Origin of the sequence: Stenotrophomonas sp. CASM106 (assembly GCF_049384825.1) — a bacterium.
Classification (GTDB): Bacteria; Pseudomonadota; Gammaproteobacteria; order Xanthomonadales; family Xanthomonadaceae; genus Stenotrophomonas; species Stenotrophomonas muris.
Genome location: NZ_JBMRFS010000002.1, coordinates 497,943 through 514,355 on the forward strand (window position 1 = coordinate 497,943; position 16,413 = coordinate 514,355).

The window sequence follows — 16,413 nt, forward strand, 5'->3', positions numbered from 1 at the left end:
CGCGATGAAGCGCCTGCGCCATTTCCTGTCCTCGATGGTCGGGCGGTTGTTCGTGATCCTGTTGCTGGGCATGGCGGTGGCTGCGATCGGCGCGACCATGCTGGCCACTTCCAAGCGCCAGCAGGAGTTCGAGCGGCAGAACCTGAACCGCATCGCCGACCGCCTGCAGGGCTACGTCAACCTGCTGGACGGCAATCCGGAGCTGCGCGAGCGCCTGCTGGCGATCGGCGGGCCGAGCGTGCGCGCGCTGCAGCCCGGAGCCCGCCTCGGGCGTGCCGACACGGCGCTGATGGAAGTGCTGGAAGACCGCCCCGGACCGGTGTCGCGCGCGCATGTGCACTTCGCTTCGTTCCGCTCCTGCATTCCCAAGCTGCAGGACCTGCTGCCGCCGCCACCGCCGGGTCACCGGCGGCCGCCGCGCGAACGCGACCCGGCGTTCATCCCGCCCAAGTGCCGCGCGGTGGACGTGACCCTCAACGACGGCACGCTGCTGAAACTGGCGCTGGACTCGCCGGCGGTGGCGCACAACGGCATCCTCGCCGTGGACCCGTGGTTCCTGACCCTGCTGGTGCTGGCGATTGCCGTGCTGGCCTATATCGTTGCGCGCATGGCCAGTGCGCCACTGCAGGAACTGGCCGCCGCTGCCGAGGATCTCGGCGACGATCTGCAGCGCGACCCGTTGCCATTGCGCGGGCCGCGTGAAGTGCAGCGCGCCGCCGAAGCCTTCAACGCCATGCAGCACCGCCTGCAGCGGCACCTGGCCGAACGCACGCAGATGCTGGCGGCGATCACCCATGACCTGCAGACGCCGCTGACCCGGTTGCGCCTGCGCCTGGAGAATGTCAGCGACGAAGCCCTGCGCGAGCGCCTGATCGGTGACCTGGCGGCGATGCAGGCGCTGGTGCGCGAGGGCCTGGAACTGGCCCGCAGTGCCGAGAGTGCCGAGCAGCGCGCCGCACTCGACCTGGATTCACTGCTGGAGAGCATCGTCGAGGACACCGCCGAAGGCGGCGCCGACGTGGTCTTCGAGGGGGGCAGTGGTTCGGTGCTGATGCTGCGTCCGCTGGCCATGCACCGCCTGTTCTCCAACCTGGTGGACAACGCGGTGATGTACGCGCAACGGGCGCGGGTACGGGTCGAGCGCAGCGGCGGTGCGATCACCGTAGTGGTGGCCGATGACGGCCCCGGCCTGGCCGAAGAGCAGCTGGAGGCGGTGTTCGATCCGTTCGTGCGGGTGGAAACCTCGCGTTCGCGCCAGACCGGCGGGGCCGGCCTGGGCCTGACCATCGCCCGCGCCCTGGCCGAGAAGGACGGCGCGCGGCTGTGGCTGCGCAACCGGGCCGAAGGTGGCCTGGAGGCGGTGGTGCAGTGGCCGGCCAGTGCCCAGGTGGTGGCGCCCGGCCGCGCCGGCTGAGCCGGCGGGCCGCGGACGGTGACGCCGGGGCCGGGGTTTGGCCTATCATCTGCCCATCTCCCCAGTCTCCCCTCGATGAGCCAGCCCGTTCCCGCCGGCATGCCAGTGCGCGCTGCCCGGCTGTTCCCGCACGCTGCCGCGCCCTGCAGCCGCACCTGGCCGCCGCTGCTGCGGTGATGGGCGGGCAGGGGGACGAGGGGCGCTGGGTGGAGCGCCGCGCATCAGGATTCAGGTGGGCACTGCGGCAGGGCCTGCTGTGGTTGCTGCTGGCCCTCGCGCTGCCGCTGGCGGCACAGGAGGGCGCGCCCCCGCTGCGCGACTACGCCATCGATGTATGGACCTCGCGCAACGGCCTGCCGCACAACTCGCTGCGCGACATCGCACAGACGCCGGAGGGCCATCTGTGGTTCGCCACCTGGGAAGGGCTGGTGCGCTACAACGGCCTGGACTTCACCGTGTTCGACCGCAGTACGCGCCCTGGCCTGCGCGACAACGGCATCGGCGCACTGTTCGTCGACCGCCAGGGCGGGCTGTGGATCAGCGATTCGCGCGGCAACGTCAGCCACCGCGGCAGCGACGGCCAATGGCGGGTCTGGGAGCACCAGGCCGGTACACCGCAGGTGCTGATCCAGTCCATGCAGATGGACAGCCAGGGCCGGCTGTGGCTGCTGTACGAAGGCAAGGGCATCGGCTACCTGACGCCGGATGCCGGCATCGTCTACCAGGCACCGGCGGCGGACCTGCCGATGGCGATGAGCTTCACCAAGCTGGTGGTCGATGCACAGGACCGGGTATGGGTCGGCACGCTCGACGGGCTGGTGCTGCGCGACAACGACGGCGTGCTCAAGCGCGCGCCCGCCGCGTGGGGGCTGGGCGCCGGCAGCGGCCTGTCGTGGCCGTACCGGGCACCGGATGGCGCGCTGTGGATCGTCGCCGGCGAGCGCCTGTACCGGGTGGAGGACGACCAGCTGGTGCTGGTGCACCGCCTGCCGGGCCAGCTGCACATGACCTCGATGCTGCAGGACCGGCATGGCGATCTGTGGCTGGGTACCGAGAACCAGGGCCTGCTGCGCATTTCCGCCCATGGCCTGGAGCGGCTGCCGGCCGGCCTGAACCTGCCGGGCGGACGCGTGGTCAGCCTGCGCGAGGATGCCGAAGGCAGCATCTGGGTGGGAGCCAATGGGGGCCTGTACCGCCTGCGCGAAACACTGTTCAGCAGCTTCACCGAGCGCGATGGGCTCAGTGGCGACTACGTGCGCACGGTGTTCGAGGATCGCGACCGCCAACTGTGGGTCGGCAGCGCCAGCGGCCTTGACCTCCAGACCCGCGACGGTCGTTTCCGCGCGGTACCGCTGCACAACCGCGGCGGCAAGGCGCCCTCGGTACTGAGCCTGGCACAGGGGCCGGACGGTGACCTGTGGGTGGGAACCTTCGGCGACGGCGTTTACCGGCTGGGTCGCGATGGGGGCCTGCGCCACAACTATGCGGCGACTGACGGCATGCCGGGCGGCAACATCCGTGCGATCACCGTTGACCCGCAGGGCGTGGTCTGGGCCGGCACGCAGAAGGGCGTGGTGCGCATCGACGGCGACCGGGTGCAGGTCTCGAACGTGCCGGGTATGCCCGGCGGCCTGATCACCGCGCTCGAGCATGACCACCAGGGCAACCTGTGGATCGGCACCATCGAAGGCATCCGCGTGCTGCGTGGCGACCACGTGCAGTCGATCGACCTGGCCCCGCTGGGGGGCGGCCGCAGCGTGTTCGGTTTCCACCAGCTGGGCGATGCGATGTGGATCAGCAGTGATCGTGGCCTGTACCGCTGGCGCAACGGTGCGCTGGCGCGGGTCGGCCTGGAGCAGGGCATGCCGGTGGACGCGGTGTTCCAGCTGGTGCCGGACCGCCTCGGCAATGTCTGGATCAGCAGCAACCGTGGTGTGCTGCGCACCGACATGGCCACCCTCAATGCGGTGGCCGATGGCCGCACGCCGCGGGTGGTGCTGGAGCGCTACAACGAGATCGACGGCATGGCCAATGCACAGGCCAATGGCAGCTCCAGTCCATCGGCGATCCTGCGCCAGGATGGCACGTTCTGGGTGGTCACCGCCGGTGGCCTGAGCACGGTCGACCCGCAACGCCTGCAGCGTTTCCGCGAGCGGCCATCGCCGCCGGCGGCGATCGAGAGCGTGCAGGTGGATGGTGCGCCGGTGCACTGGGAGGGACCGGATCGCAATTACATTCCCGGTGGCCGCCGGTTGGCGGTGAGCTATGTCGGCCTGAGCTACCTGATGTCCGACCGGATCCGCTACCGCACGCGGCTGGACGGCCTCGATGCCGGCTGGGTCGAGCGTGGCCCGCAGCGCAGCGTCGAGTTCGTTGGCCTGCCGCCGGGCGACTACACCCTGCATGTGGCTGCGGCGCATCCGGGCGGCAGCTGGGGCCAACAGGAGGCGGTGTGGAGCTTCAGCGTCGAGCCGTTCTGGTGGCAGCGGCGCAGCGTGCAGGCGCTGGGCGGGCTGTTGCTGCTGGCCGGCCTGGTGGCACTGTACCGCCTGCTGCTGCAGCAGCTGAAGGCCAGCAACCTGCGCCTGGCGCGGCGGGTGGACGACGCGACCTTCGACCTGCAGGCCAAGACCGTGCACCTGCAGGCGCTGAACCAGGAAAAGACCGAGCTGGCCGAGCGCCTGGCGCGCCAGGCCGAAGCCTTCGAGCGCCAGGCCCGCGAGGATGCGCTGACCGGGCTGGCCAACCGCCGCGGCTTCGACGAGACGCTGGCGCGTGACTTCGCCCGTTCGCAGCGCAGTGGTCATCCACTGTGCCTGGTGGTGCTGGACATCGACCATTTCAAGGACGTCAACGACCGCCACAGCCACAGCATCGGCGATGCCGTGCTGGTGCAGGTGGCGACGCTGATCGCAGCCGCCAGCCGCGACTCCGACCTGCCGGCGCGCACCGGCGGCGAAGAGTTCGCGCTGCTGCTCAACGACACCCGCCTGGAGGAAGCCGCGCAGCTGTGCGCGCGCCTGCGTGGCCTGTTCCATGACCACCCCGACTGGGCCGGTGTGGAAGGCCTGCGCGTGACCTTCAGTGCGGGGCTGGTGGAGCTGGATGCCGACGACCGCACCCCGGCGCTGCTGTACCAGCGCGCCGACCGCGCGCTGTACCGCGCCAAGAGCGACGGCCGCGATCGTACGAGCATTGGTTGATCGCATCCACGCATGGCGTGGATCTACTGTGCGGCGATTGATTCGCCACCATGCATCGATGGAACGACGTCGGCCTGTAGAGTCGAGCCGTGCTCGACCACCGCGCGGCAGCGCGGAAAAAGGTGCAGCCGAGCATGGCCCGGCTCTACAGAAAGCGCTGTCTTACCGCGGCCAGGCGTTGGCGATGGTGCAGAACAGCCGCGCGGTCTGCTCGGTGTCATATACCGCGCTGTGCGCTTCATTCGCATCCCAACCCAGCCCGGCGGCAGTGGCCGCACGCGCCAGCACGGTCTGGCCGTAGGCGATACCGGCCAGGGTGACCGTGTCGAACACGCTGAACGGATGGAACGGGTTGCGCTTGTGGCCGGTCCGCGCCACGGCCGCGTTGACGAAGCCGAGGTCGAAATGGGCGTTGTGGCCAACCAGGATCGCGCGCTGGCAGCCGTACTTCTTCATCGCCGCACGCACCGGAGTGAAGATGTGGTCCAACGCCGCTTTTTCTTCCTTGGCCAGCCGGAACGGATGGTCGAGGATGATGCCGGTCACTTCCAGCGACTTCGGGTCGATCTCCAGGCCCTCGGCCGGGACCACGTGGGCACTGGCGGTCTGGCCGGGGTAGAGCAGGCCGTTCTCGTCCATCTCGATCGGCACCGCAGCGATTTCCAGCAGCGCATTGCGCTGGCTGTCGAAGCCGCCGGTTTCGACATCCACCACCACCGGCAGGAAGCCGCGGAAGCGTTGTGACATCGCGCGCTGCGCCTGGGGAACTGCGGAATCGGGAACGGCGGCAGGTGCGGGGATGGGGTCATTCATGCGTGAATTCTATCAGAGCAGCCCTGAGCGCCCGGCCACCCAGCCCATGCCAGCCACCGTGGTGGCACGAACGCAGAACCCGGTAGGTGCCAACCTTGGTTGGCACATGACGCGCCGACCAAGGTCGGCATCTACCGAACCGCTGGCCGCGCAGGTGTGGCCGAGGGAGACCACCGCGCCAGCCACGCGTCCACGCTCAGCTTGCCGGCGCCGGTGAAGATCAGCGGCAGCAGCATGGCCATGAACAGCACCGGCAGCTTGAAGTTGCCGAAGCCCTGGTCGCTGATCGCATAGCCCATGGCCAGGTCGGCCAGCGAGTTCCACTCCATCGGCCAATGCACCGCATAGGTGGCCACCACGGTCAGCACCAGCAGGCTCGCGGCGGCGAAACGGGTGCCGAAACCGAACAGCAGGCAGGCCGCCCCGAGCAGTTCGAACCAGGTCGCCAGTTGCCAGTTCAGGGTGGCCGGCAACTGGTCGAACGGGAATGGAAAGGCGTCCTGCAGGTCGGCGAACCAGTTCTGGCCGCGCAGCTTCTCGCGGCCGGATTCGAAGAATTCCCAGGCCAGCAGCAGGCGCAGGCCGAGCGGGGCCAACCAGGGGGCGAGACGGTCCAGCTGGCCACGCGCGGCGGCCAGGGTCGGAAGGTTCATCAGGGGATCTCCGCAAATGGGGTGTCAGGGCGGGGTGGTGAGCGGGCCGATCACGCCGGCCTGCAGGAACTGCCGCAGCAGCGCGGCACCGGGGCCGGCCAGCGCGTCTTCGGCCAGCCCATGCGTGGTGGCGAGGCGTTGCAGGTACGTACGGCCTTCCAGCCCAGGCTGTTCACCGATGCTGGACAGCAGGTGCACCGCCAAGGGGCTGAGCGCGGCGAATCGCACTTCACCGTCGGCTTCGCGGCGGACCAGCAGGCCGGTGGGTTCTGGGAGGGGCTGGGTCGGCGCATCCTCTGCACCGAGACGGTGCACCGGCCACTGGTACAGCAGCGGCCACGCCAGCGGCGAACGCTGCAGCGGCACCCGCAGCGGATCGACATCGCCAGGCGCAGGAAGTGGCTCGGCCTGCAACTGGTACAGCGCGGTTTCCACCCACTCGTAGTGGGCCAGTTCGGCCAGCGCCGGGTGCGGCAGCTGCGGCTGTGCCTGCAGCCACTGCACGAACTCGGCGGCCAGCTCGGTGAACAGGGGGGTCTGGCAGCGATGGGTGGCGAAGTAGTGGCGCACCAGCGCGCTCCATGCCGGTTCGCCGAGCAGTCGGACGCAGACCGGGAAACCGTTGCTCAGGAGCCCGAGCAGGTTGTTGAACAGCAGGTGCTGGTACACCGCCAACCGGCGTGCATCCAGGCCGGCCGGTGCCGGCACCGCCTGTGGATCGCGCAGGTGCGCGGTGAACGCGTGCTGTTGCGCGCGCAGGGTGTCGATAGCGTCAGCCATGTGCAGCCCCGGCGTGTGCGGCCTGCAGGCGGCGGATGGTCTGCAGTTCGCCCTGCAGTTCCGCATAGGGCGGGAAATTGAAATCGCGTTCGAGCAGGGTGGGGCGTGGGCCGATGCGTGCATAGGTACGCGCCAGCAGCTCCCAGACCGGATCAATCACCGCGCAGCCATGGGTATCGATCTTCAGGTCGGGTGCCTCGTCCAGGTGCCCGGCTACGTGCAGGCAGACGATGCGCTGCGCGGGCAGGCCGGCGATGAAGGCATCGGCATCGTAGCCGTGGTTGCAGGCGTTGACGTAGACGTTGTTGACGTCCAGCAGCAGGTCGCAGTCGGCTTCGGCGAGCACCGCATTGGTGAACGCCAGTTCGTCCATCGCCGGTTCCGGCGCCAGGTAGTAGGACACGTTCTCCACCGCGATGCGGCGGCCGAGCAGGTCCTGCACGCGGCGGATGCGCTGCGCGGTATGGCGCACGGCTTCGTCGGTGAAGGGAATCGGCAGCAGGTCGTACAGGTGGCCGTCGTCGCTGCAGTAGCTCAGGTGCTCGCTGTACAGCGGCACGCTGTGCTTTTCGAGGAACCGGCCGACCTGCTCCAGCAGCTGGGTGTCCAGGGCGGCACTGCCGCCCAGCGACAGCGACAGGCCGTGGCAGCTCAGCGGATGGCGGTGTGCCAGTTCGGCCAGGGCATCACCGGCCGGGCCGCCGACATGGATCCAGTTCTCCGGCGCGCATTCCAGGAAGTCGAAGTCGCCTGCCGGAGCGTCACGCAGATCCTGCAGCAGCGCCCGGCGCAGGCCCAACCCTGCAGCCGCCGCGCGAAGCGGCGACTGCGGGTGGACGAGGCTGGCGCGGACGTCAGTGCTTGCCACCGCACTTGCCTTCGCCGCACTTGCCTTCAGTCGACTTCGTGTCGCCGGTCTTGGCCTTGGCGCCGGCTGCGCCGGCAGCCTTGCCCTTGTCGGCACCGCACTTGCCTTCGCCGGTCTTGCCGTCGGCACCACACTTGCCTTCGGCGTGCTTGGTCGCGTCGGCTGCCATCTTGGTATCGGCGGCCTTGGCATCGGTGCTGGCCTTGGCTGCCTGGCCGGCCACCAGGTAGCCCTGGGCGAGGTCGCTCATGCTCAGCGCCGAGGCGCTGGCGGTCATGCCCAGGCCGGCGGCCAGGGCGGTAGCGGTCAGCAGGGACAGGGTCTTGTTGGAACTGCTCATCGGTCTTACTCCTGGGTGGTGGGCAGGTGCCCGGGGTGAATCGATGGTGCAGCGATCCTACTCAACGAATCCTCGCCAAGAACTCAAATTTTCGTGAGATCTGTTACAGAAGCATCCGGCAGGTCCGCACCGGGCACGCGTGGCGCCCACAATGCGGATGAAACACCCCAAAAAAGAAGGCCGCTGTCACCAGGACAGCGGCCACCTTGGAGTCGACTCCGGTGTTGCAGTGCAGCGTCAGGGCTGGCCGGTGCTGGAGGTCTCGTCGCGCTTTTCACGCGGTGGCAGCGGCTGCTCGCCATGCACCAGGAACCATACGTTCTCGGCGATGTTGGTGGCGTGGTCGCCCACGCGCTCCAGGTTCTTGGCCATGAACAGCAGGTGCGTGCACGGGGTGATGTTGCGCGGGTCTTCCATCATGTAGGTCAGCAGCTCGCGGAACAGCGCGGTGTACTGCGCGTCCAGGCGGGCGTCGTCCTCACGCAGTTCCAGCGCGGCATCAGCATCGTTGTCGCGGTAGGCGGCAATGGCACGCCGGACCTGCTGCGCGGCCAGGCGGCCCAGTGCACGCAGGCCCTGGATCTGCGGCAGCGGCGGCACCTTGCCCAGCGCGATCGAGCGCTTGGCGACGTTGGCAGCGTAGTCACCGATGCGCTCGATGTCGGCCGGAATGCGCAGGCCGGCAAGGATCTCGCGCAGGTCGCGCGCCATCGGGCCACGCAGCGCCAGGCGCATCACGTCGTGGCTGATCTGCTGTTCCAGCGCATCGATCGCCTCGTCGTTGGCGATGATGCGATGGGCAGCGTTCTCGTCGCGCTTCTCGATCACGTCCATCGACGCTTCGAGCTGGGCGACGGCCATCTCGCCCATGCGCACGATCTCGGCCACCAGGCGCTGCTGCTCTTCGTCGTAGCTCTTGACGATGTGGTCGTTGGGAAGGTTCATGGTTGTTCCACTCTGTAGAGTCGAGCCACGCTCGACTGATGGTGTCTGCAGGGTCGAGCCGTGCTCGACTGACGTTTCAGCCGAAGCGGCCGGTGATGTAGTCCTCGGTCTGCCGCTGCGACGGCTGCGAGAAGATCACTTCGGTGCGGTCGTGCTCGATCAGGTCGCCCAGGTACATGAAGGCGGTGTAGTCGGATACGCGCGCGGCCTGCTGCATGTTGTGGGTGACGATCACGATGGTGTACTCGTGCTTGAGTTCTTCCACCAGCTGCTCGATGCGGCTGGTCGAGATCGGATCCAGCGCCGAGGTCGGCTCGTCCAGCAGCAGCACCGACGGGCGCAGGGCCACGGCACGGGCGATGCACAGGCGCTGCTGCTGGCCGCCGGACAGGCCCAGTGCGCTCTGCCCCAGCTTGTCCTTCACTTCGTCCCACAGCGCGCCCTGGCGCAGCGCCTGCTCGACGCGGTCGGCCATGTCGGCCTTGCTCAGCTTCTCGTGGTGGCGGATGCCGTAGGCCACGTTCTCGAAGATGGTCATCGGGAACGGCACCGGCTTCTGGAACACCATGCCGACCTTGCTGCGCAGGCGGTTCATCGGGTACTTCGGCGACAGGATGTTCTCGCCGTCCAGCAGCACTTCACCGCGCGCTTCCAGCTTCGGGTACAGCGCGTAGATGCGGTTGAAGATGCGCAGCAGGGTCGACTTGCCGCAACCGGAAGGACCGATCAGCGCGGTCACGCGCTTTTCCGGGATTTCCAGGTTGATGCCCTTCAGGGCGTGGAACTTGTCGTAGTAGAAGTCCAGTCCACGCGCAGCCAGCTTCACCGGCGACGGCGTGTGCAGGCTCTCGTGCGAGGACGGCACGGCGATGCGCTGCATCGGCACGGCGTTGGAAAGGTCGTTCATGGCGTTATCCACGGAAAGGTCAGTCATGGGAGATACGGTTGCGCAGCAGGATGCCGCGGGCGGCAAGGCTGACCAGCAACACGAAGACAGTCAGCACCAGGGCACCGGCCCATGCCAGCACCTGCCAGGATTCATACGGGCTGCCGGCGAACTGGTTCATCACCACCGGCACCGAGGCCATCGGCTGGAAGATGTTGTTGTTCCAGTACTGGTTGCCGAAGGCGGTGAACAGCAGCGGTGCGGTCTCGCCGGAGATGCGGGCCAGTGCCAGCAGGATGCCGGTGATGATGCCGGCCGAGGCACTGCGGTACAGCACCTGCACGATCACCTTCCACTGCGGGATGCCCAGCGACAGGGCCGCTTCGCGCATCTGCGAGGGCACCAGGCGCAGCATCTCGTCGGTGGTGCGTACCACCACCGGCAGCACGATGAAGGCCAGCGACAGCGCACCGGCGAACGCCGAGAAGTTGCCGCCGGTCTGCATCACGTACAGGGTGTAGACGAACAGGCCGAGCACGATGGACGGGGCCGACAGCAGGATGTCGTTGACGAAGCGGACCACGGTGCCGGCCTTGCGGGCGTTGCCGTACTCGGCCAGCCAGGTGCCCGCCAATACGCCCAGCGGGGTGCCGATGCCGATCGCCAGCGCACACATCACGGCGCTGCCGAAGAACGCGTTGGCGAGGCCGCCTTCCTGCATCGGCGGCGGCGTCATCTTGGTGAACAGATCCAGGTTGATGCCGGCCAGGCCCTTGGAGGCCAGGGTGAACAGGATCCAGCCCAGGAAGAACAAACCGAACAGCGCGGTGGCGCAGGAGGCGGTGATCGCAACGACATTGCCGATGCGGCGGCGCAGGTACAGGGAGTCAGCGGTGCTGGACATCAGTTGCCCTCCTTGCGGGACAGGCGCATCAGCATCAGGCGGGCGATGGCGAGCACCACGAAGGTGACGATGAAGAGGACGAAGCCGAGCAGCAGCAGGGCCGAACGGTAGGTTTCAGTGGCTTCACCGAAATCGTTGGCGATCAGCGCAGCAATGGTGGTGCCCGGTTCCAGCAGCGACGGCGACAGGCGCACGCTGTTGCCGATCACGAAGGCCACCGCCATCGTCTCGCCGAGGGCGCGGCCGAGGCCGAGGAAGATGCCGCCGATCACCGCCGAGCGGGTGTAGGGCAGCACGATGTCCCAGCTCACTTCCCACTTGGTGGAGCCCAGCGCATAGGCCGATTCCTTCAGGCGGGTCGGCACGGTCAGGAACACTTCGCGCATCACCGAGGAGATGAACGGAATGACCATGATCGCCAGCACGAAACCGGCGGTGAGCATGCCGATGCCCAGCGGCGGGCCCTGGAACATCGGGCCGATGATCGGCCATTCGCCCAGGGTCTCGTTGAGGAACGGCGTGACGTACTCGGTCATCACCGGCACCAGCACGAACAGGCCCCACATGCCGTAGATGATCGAGGGAATGCCGGCCAGCAGTTCGATGGCTGTGCCGACCGGGCCACGCAGCCAGCGTGGCGCGACTTCGGTGAGGAAGAAGGCGATGCCGAAGCTGACCGGCACGGCGATGACCATCGCGATGACGGCGGTGACCAGGGTGCCGTAGATCGGGGCGAGCGCGCCGAACTTGTTTTCGACCGGATTCCAGTCGGCGGAGAAGAAGAAGCTCAGGCCCTGCATCTGCAGGGCATGGCGGCCGCCCCACAGCATCGACAGCGCGGCGCAGGCCAGGGCGATCAGGACGAAGATGACGGTGCCGACCAGCACCCATCGGAACAGTTTGTCGTTGCGGGCATCACGCGCATCACGCGTGGACGGGGCGGCTACAGGCTGGGCGATGGCATTCATGGGGACGGCAGGGCCAGGAAGGGGCGGGGCGGCACGGCGTGGAAGCGGTGCCCGCGCGGGGCGGGCACCGTCGAGTCCGTCACTTCAGGTCGGTCGCCCAGTAGGCCTCGATCTGCTTGACCAGTTCGGCCGGCAGCGGCACGTAGTGCAGCTCGTTGGCCTGGGCCTGGCCGTTCTCGAAGGCCCACTTGAAGAAGGCCAGGGTGTCCTGGTTGCGCTTGGCGTCCTTCGGCTGCTTCTGCATCAGCATGAAGTTGGTGGCGGTGATCGGCCAGGCCTGCTCGCCCGCAGCGTTGGTGATGACCAGGTTGAAGTCCTTGGCGCTGGCCCAGTCGGCGCTGGCGGCCGCCGCGGCGAAGGTTTCCGCGCTGGGCTCGACCCAGTTGCCGGCGGCGTTCTGCATGGCGGTGTACGGCATGCCGTTCTGCAGCGCGTAGGCCAGCTCGACGTAGCCGATGGAGCCCTTGATCTGCTTCACGTACGAAGCGACGCCTTCATTGCCCTTGCCACCGACGCCGTCCGGCCACTGCACCGAGGTGCCTTCGCCGACCTTGCTCTTCCACTCCGGGCTGACCTTGGACAGGTAGTTGGAGAAGTTGAAGGTGGTGCCCGAACCGTCCGAACGGTGGACCAGGGTGATCTTGCCGTCCGGCAGCTTCACGCCCGGGTTGGCGGCGACGATGGCCGGATCGTTCCAGGTCTTGACCTTGCCCAGGAAGATGTCGGCCAGCAGGGCGCCGCTCAGGCGCAGCTTGCCGGCTTCCAGGCCTTCGATGTTGACCACCGGCACCACGCCGCCGATGGCCGACGGGAACTGGGCCAGGCCGGCCTGTGCCAGCTCTTCGCTGCTCAGCGGCTTGTCGGAGGAGCCGAAGTCGACGGTGCCGGCCTTGATCTGGGCGATGCCGCCGCCGGAGCCGATCGACTGGTAGTTGATCTTGGCCCCGGTGGTGGCGTTGTAGTCGGCCGACCACTTGGAGACCAGCGGGAAGATGAAGGACGCGCCCGCGCCGGACACTTCGGCGGTCACCTTGGCACCGGCAGCGGCCGGGGCAGCGGCACCGTCGGCCGCCGGCTGCTGCGCGGCCTGCTTGTCGCCACCGCAGGCCGACAGGCCCAGGGCGATGGCCAGGGAAAGGGCGGCAAGGCCGGCCGAGTGCAGTTTCATGGTCACTCCATAGCGGGGAAGAGCCGACGTGGTCGGCGGATGCGGCTATGAAATGATGTTTTTGTTACAGCCGTATTACGACCATGACAGAGGTGTCCTGGATCACGTTCTGACAAGGGTTTCACCGGGTTGGCCCCCATCCGGCAGAGCCCCGGAGACCCCGGATCTGCGCACCGGTATGGCGGCCGGTTGGCCCTTGTGGAGTCAAGCCATGTTCGATAGCTCCCTGCCCTCGGTAGGTGCGGACCGTCGGTCCGCACGCTCCAGCACCCAGCCGAGCGTGGGCTCGGCGCTGCAAACGCTCCTGCCTTTGCTCCTGCCTTCCATGACCCCACCGCGTCCGCGATGAACTGTCCAGAGGCGGTGGGCCAGGGCGTGCAGGACCGTCCACTGCATGGATGCCGTGGCCGAGCCCCCAAGGACGGGTTTACGGCGTGTCCTGCACGCCCTGGCCCATCGACTCCCCCATGGATCAGCGCAGGCGCAACGCTCTTCACGACCAACCCCAAAAAACAAGAAGAGCGCGAGATCTCGAGGATCTCGCGCCCGGTTGGGGCCGGCGGGGGAGAGAGGACCCGCCGGCCCCGTTCCTGCGGGGGAACGTGCTTACTTCAGGTTCTGCGACCAATAGGTCTCGATCTGGCGGACCAGGCTGTCCGGCAGCGGCACGTAGTCGAGCTGGCGGGCCTGGGCGTCGCCGCTCTTGTAGACCCAGCGGAAGAACTCCTGGGTGGCCTTGCCGTTGGCAGCGTTCTTCGGCTTCTTGTGCACCAGGATGAAGTTGGTGGCGGTGATCGGCCAGGACTCGGCGCCCGGGGCGTTGGTCATCACCAGGTAGAAGTCCTTGGCGCTGGCCCAGTCGGCGCTGGCGGCAGCGGCGGCGAACGATGCATCGCTCGGCTGCACGAACCTGCCGGCAGCGTTCTTCATCGCCGTGTACGACAGCTTGTTCTGCAGTGCGTAGGACAGTTCGACGTAGCCGATGCCGCCCTTGATCTGCTTCACGTAGGCAGCAACGCCTTCGTTGCCCTTGCCGCCGATGCCGGCCGGCCACTGGACCGAGGTGCCTTCACCGACCGAGCTCTTCCACTCCGGGCTGACCTTGGACAGGTAGTTGACGAAGTTGAAGGTGGTGCCCGAACCATCCGAGCGGTGCACGACGGTGATCTTGGCGCTCGGCAGGGTCACGCCCGGGTTCAGCGCGGCGATGGCCGGGTCGTTCCAGGTCTTGATCTTGCCCAGGAAGATGTTGGCCAGCACGGTGCCGTCCAGCTTCAGTGCGCCCGGGGCGATGCCGGCCACGTTGACCACCGGCACCACGCCGCCGATCACCGACGGGAACTGGGCCAGGCCCGAGGCGGCCAGTTCTTCCGGCTTCAGCGGTGCATCGGAAGAGCCGAAATCAACGGTCTTGGCCTTGATCTGCGCAATGCCGCCGCCGGAACCGATCGACTGGTAGTTGACCTTGTTGCTGGTGGCAGCGTTGTAGTCGGCCGACCACTTCGACATCACCGGGTAGATGAACGAGGCGCCCGCGCCGGTGATTTCAGCGGCGTTGGCGGCGAACACGGACGACGCTGCGAAGACGGCAACGGCAACGCGCGACTTGAAGGCGTGGATCACGGGGTGGCTCCTGGGTTGATTGGAATGCGGGGTTACCCGCCCGGCGCACATTCCATAACGGTTCGATGACAGCGCGGGGACCGTTGTATGACGCATCCGTTACAGCGCTGGCTGACGCTTGCGCAGCGCGGGCCGTGAAGGTTTCGCGCAGCGGCTGAGGCGGTCGTGCGGGCACAAGGGAGGTGCGCCGGCGCCGGTTGCGGTCACCTTGCATAGGTGGCCGATGAGGTGACGGCTGCCTCCCTTCGCGCGGTCTGCGCCTGGCGTTGCGCAGGGATTCCGCGTCATCCGCGCGAAGCCGGGCGGTGCGGACCAGGGTGACCCGGCGGCTTGCCCGCGTGTCGGCGCCGGTACACCACGCCATGGGGCGCAAGGGATCGATAAGCATGTGCGCGCAAATGAGTCGTACGCATGACCGCACGAAGAAATCTGTGGTTGGTGCTCAATCTGTCATTCGGCTGTCATGGTTTTAACGGAACGTTCGCAAAACGCTTGACCGGCCTGCCGGCGTGGCGTTCTGCCCAAGCCATTCCAACCCTCTGGAGAAATCCAAAATGCGTTCCCATTTGCTCGCCGCCGCGGTCGTTGCAAGCCTCGGTCTGGTTTCCGCCGACGCCTTCGCAGCCCCCGCCAGCTCGGGCGTGTCCCAGGCACAGTTGCAGCAGCTGCAGGCACAGATCGCTGCGCTGCAGGCCCAGGTCCAGCAGTTGCAGAACGATTCGCAGGCGCTGCAGGCGCAGTCCGACGCGCAGTCCGAAGTGAACATCACCCAGGCGCAGGCCCTGGAAGGTGCGCAGAAGACCCAGACCAGCGTCGACAAGCTGGCCAAGCTGGTCAATGACAACAAGATTGGCGGTCGCATGTTCTTCGACCTGACCAACATCGACAAGACCAGCAACGGCAAGGACACCGCCGCCAGCGGCACCGGCCTGGACGTCAAGCGCTTCTACCTGACCGTCGACCACAAGTTCAACGACATCTGGTCGGCCAACCTGACCACCGACTTCCAGTACAGCTCGGCCATCGGCAACACCGAACTGTTCGTCAAGAAGGCCTATGTGCAGGGCAGCTTCGACCCGGCCTTCAACCTGCGCGTCGGTGCCGCCGACATGCCGTGGATCCCGTACGTCGAGAAGTTCTACGGCATGCGCTATGTCGAGAACACCCTGACCGACCGCCTGAAGTACGGCAACTCGTCCGACTGGGGCCTGCATGGCTTCGGCAACCTGGGCAACAACTTCAACTACGCCGTCTCGGTCGTGTCCGGCGCCGGCTACAAGAACCCGACCCGCAGCAAGGGCATGGACGTGGAAGGCCGCGTGGCCTACACTCCGAACGAGAACTTCGTGGTCGCCGTCGGCGGCTACAGCGGCAAGCTGGGCAAGGAAACCGACATCCAGAGCGCCGAGAACACCTACACCCGCGCCAACGCGATGGTGGCCTACGCCGACAGCAACTTCCGCGTCGGCGGCGAGTACTTCCAGGCCAAGAACCTCAACAACGTGCTGACCGTTGCCACCGACAAGACCAGTGGCTGGTCGGTGTGGGGCAGCGTGCGCGTGACCGACGGCGGCATCAACGTGTTCGGTCGTTACGATGACACCGACGTCAGCAAGACCCTGGACCCGACCCTGAGCGACAAGTACTGGAACGTCGGCGTCGAGTTCCCGGTCATGAAGAACCTCAAGCTGTCGACCGTGTACAAGTACACGCACCTGGCCAACGCCAGCGACAAGAAGAACGACAAGACCAAGGAATTCGGCGTCTGGGGCGACCTGTCGTTCTGATCTCCTGAAGCACCCTTGTCCATACACGCGGACGGCGGGCCTGGTGCCCGCCGTCTTCGTT

General features: G+C 67.3%; 14 protein-coding genes. 3 read left to right on the plus strand and 11 right to left on the minus strand.

The annotated features are described in order from the left end of the window. The first annotated feature begins 4 nt into the window (after nucleotides 1-4). Both VG556_RS06020 and VG556_RS06025 read left to right on the plus strand, forming a co-directional pair. Nucleotides 5-1,414 carry an ATP-binding protein gene (locus VG556_RS06020; RefSeq protein ID WP_032956880.1) on the plus strand — a complete coding sequence of 470 codons (1,410 nt, stop codon included), beginning with the start codon at nucleotides 5-7 and terminating at the stop codon, nucleotides 1,412-1,414. A 176-nt stretch (nucleotides 1,415-1,590) separates the two neighbouring features. Beyond that, nucleotides 1,591-4,617: a ligand-binding sensor domain-containing diguanylate cyclase gene (locus VG556_RS06025; protein ID WP_100449687.1), complete on the plus strand. Its 3,027-nt coding sequence runs from the start codon at nucleotides 1,591-1,593 to the stop codon at nucleotides 4,615-4,617. 162 nt (nucleotides 4,618-4,779) lie between these two features. On the opposite strand, the gene rnt is transcribed toward VG556_RS06025, so the two are convergent. From rnt to pstS (VG556_RS06080), 11 genes are all read right to left on the minus strand, one after another. Continuing rightward, nucleotides 4,780-5,430, minus strand: a complete 651-nt coding sequence (gene rnt, locus VG556_RS06030) for a ribonuclease T (RefSeq protein WP_049407974.1) — start codon at nucleotides 5,428-5,430, stop codon at nucleotides 4,780-4,782. 131 nt (nucleotides 5,431-5,561) lie between these two features. Continuing rightward, on the minus strand, nucleotides 5,562-6,083 hold the full coding sequence (locus tag VG556_RS06035) for a DoxX family protein (protein ID WP_014646534.1): 522 nt from the start codon (nucleotides 6,081-6,083) through the stop codon (nucleotides 5,562-5,564). 24 nt (nucleotides 6,084-6,107) lie between these two features. Further along, nucleotides 6,108-6,863 (minus strand): DNA-binding domain-containing protein, encoded by a 756-nt coding sequence (locus VG556_RS06040; protein ID WP_049407976.1) that lies wholly within the window; start codon nucleotides 6,861-6,863, stop codon nucleotides 6,108-6,110. Continuing rightward, nucleotides 6,856-7,731 carry a DUF692 domain-containing protein gene (locus VG556_RS06045; protein WP_100449688.1) on the minus strand — a complete coding sequence of 292 codons (876 nt, stop codon included), beginning with the start codon at nucleotides 7,729-7,731 and terminating at the stop codon, nucleotides 6,856-6,858. The genes VG556_RS06040 and VG556_RS06045 overlap by 8 nt, the downstream gene beginning before the upstream one ends. Next, nucleotides 7,718-8,071 (minus strand): hypothetical protein, encoded by a 354-nt coding sequence (locus tag VG556_RS06050; protein WP_100449689.1) that lies wholly within the window; start codon nucleotides 8,069-8,071, stop codon nucleotides 7,718-7,720. Before VG556_RS06050 ends, VG556_RS06045 begins: the two co-directional genes overlap by 14 nt. Nucleotides 8,072-8,308: 237 nt before the next feature. Further along, nucleotides 8,309-9,016, minus strand: a complete 708-nt coding sequence (gene phoU / locus VG556_RS06055; protein ID WP_005408787.1) for a phosphate signaling complex protein PhoU — start codon at nucleotides 9,014-9,016, stop codon at nucleotides 8,309-8,311. Nucleotides 9,017-9,092: 76 nt separating this feature from the next. Continuing rightward, entirely contained in the window at nucleotides 9,093-9,923 is an 831-nt protein-coding gene (gene pstB, locus VG556_RS06060; RefSeq protein ID WP_005408788.1) for a phosphate ABC transporter ATP-binding protein PstB, read from the minus strand. 19 nt (nucleotides 9,924-9,942) lie between these two features. Next, nucleotides 9,943-10,806: a phosphate ABC transporter permease PstA gene (gene pstA / locus VG556_RS06065; protein WP_014646538.1), complete on the minus strand. Its 864-nt coding sequence runs from the start codon at nucleotides 10,804-10,806 to the stop codon at nucleotides 9,943-9,945. Beyond that, a complete protein-coding gene (gene pstC / locus VG556_RS06070; RefSeq protein WP_005412771.1) occupies nucleotides 10,806-11,774 on the minus strand; it encodes a phosphate ABC transporter permease subunit PstC in 969 nt (322 codons plus the stop codon). Before pstC ends, pstA begins: the two co-directional genes overlap by 1 nt. A gap of 79 nt (nucleotides 11,775-11,853) precedes the next feature. Beyond that, a complete protein-coding gene (pstS, locus tag VG556_RS06075) occupies nucleotides 11,854-12,942 on the minus strand; it encodes a phosphate ABC transporter substrate-binding protein PstS (protein WP_049405775.1) in 1,089 nt (362 codons plus the stop codon). A gap of 606 nt (nucleotides 12,943-13,548) precedes the next feature. Beyond that, complete coding sequence (pstS, locus tag VG556_RS06080) at nucleotides 13,549-14,565, minus strand: phosphate ABC transporter substrate-binding protein PstS (protein ID WP_014646540.1); 1,017 nt, start codon at nucleotides 14,563-14,565, stop codon at nucleotides 13,549-13,551. A 554-nt stretch (nucleotides 14,566-15,119) separates the two neighbouring features. On the opposite strand from pstS (VG556_RS06080), the gene VG556_RS06085 reads away from it, so the two are divergent. Next, nucleotides 15,120-16,352, plus strand: a complete 1,233-nt coding sequence (locus tag VG556_RS06085; RefSeq protein WP_014646541.1) for a porin — start codon at nucleotides 15,120-15,122, stop codon at nucleotides 16,350-16,352. Nucleotides 16,353-16,413: the final 61 nt, after the last annotated feature.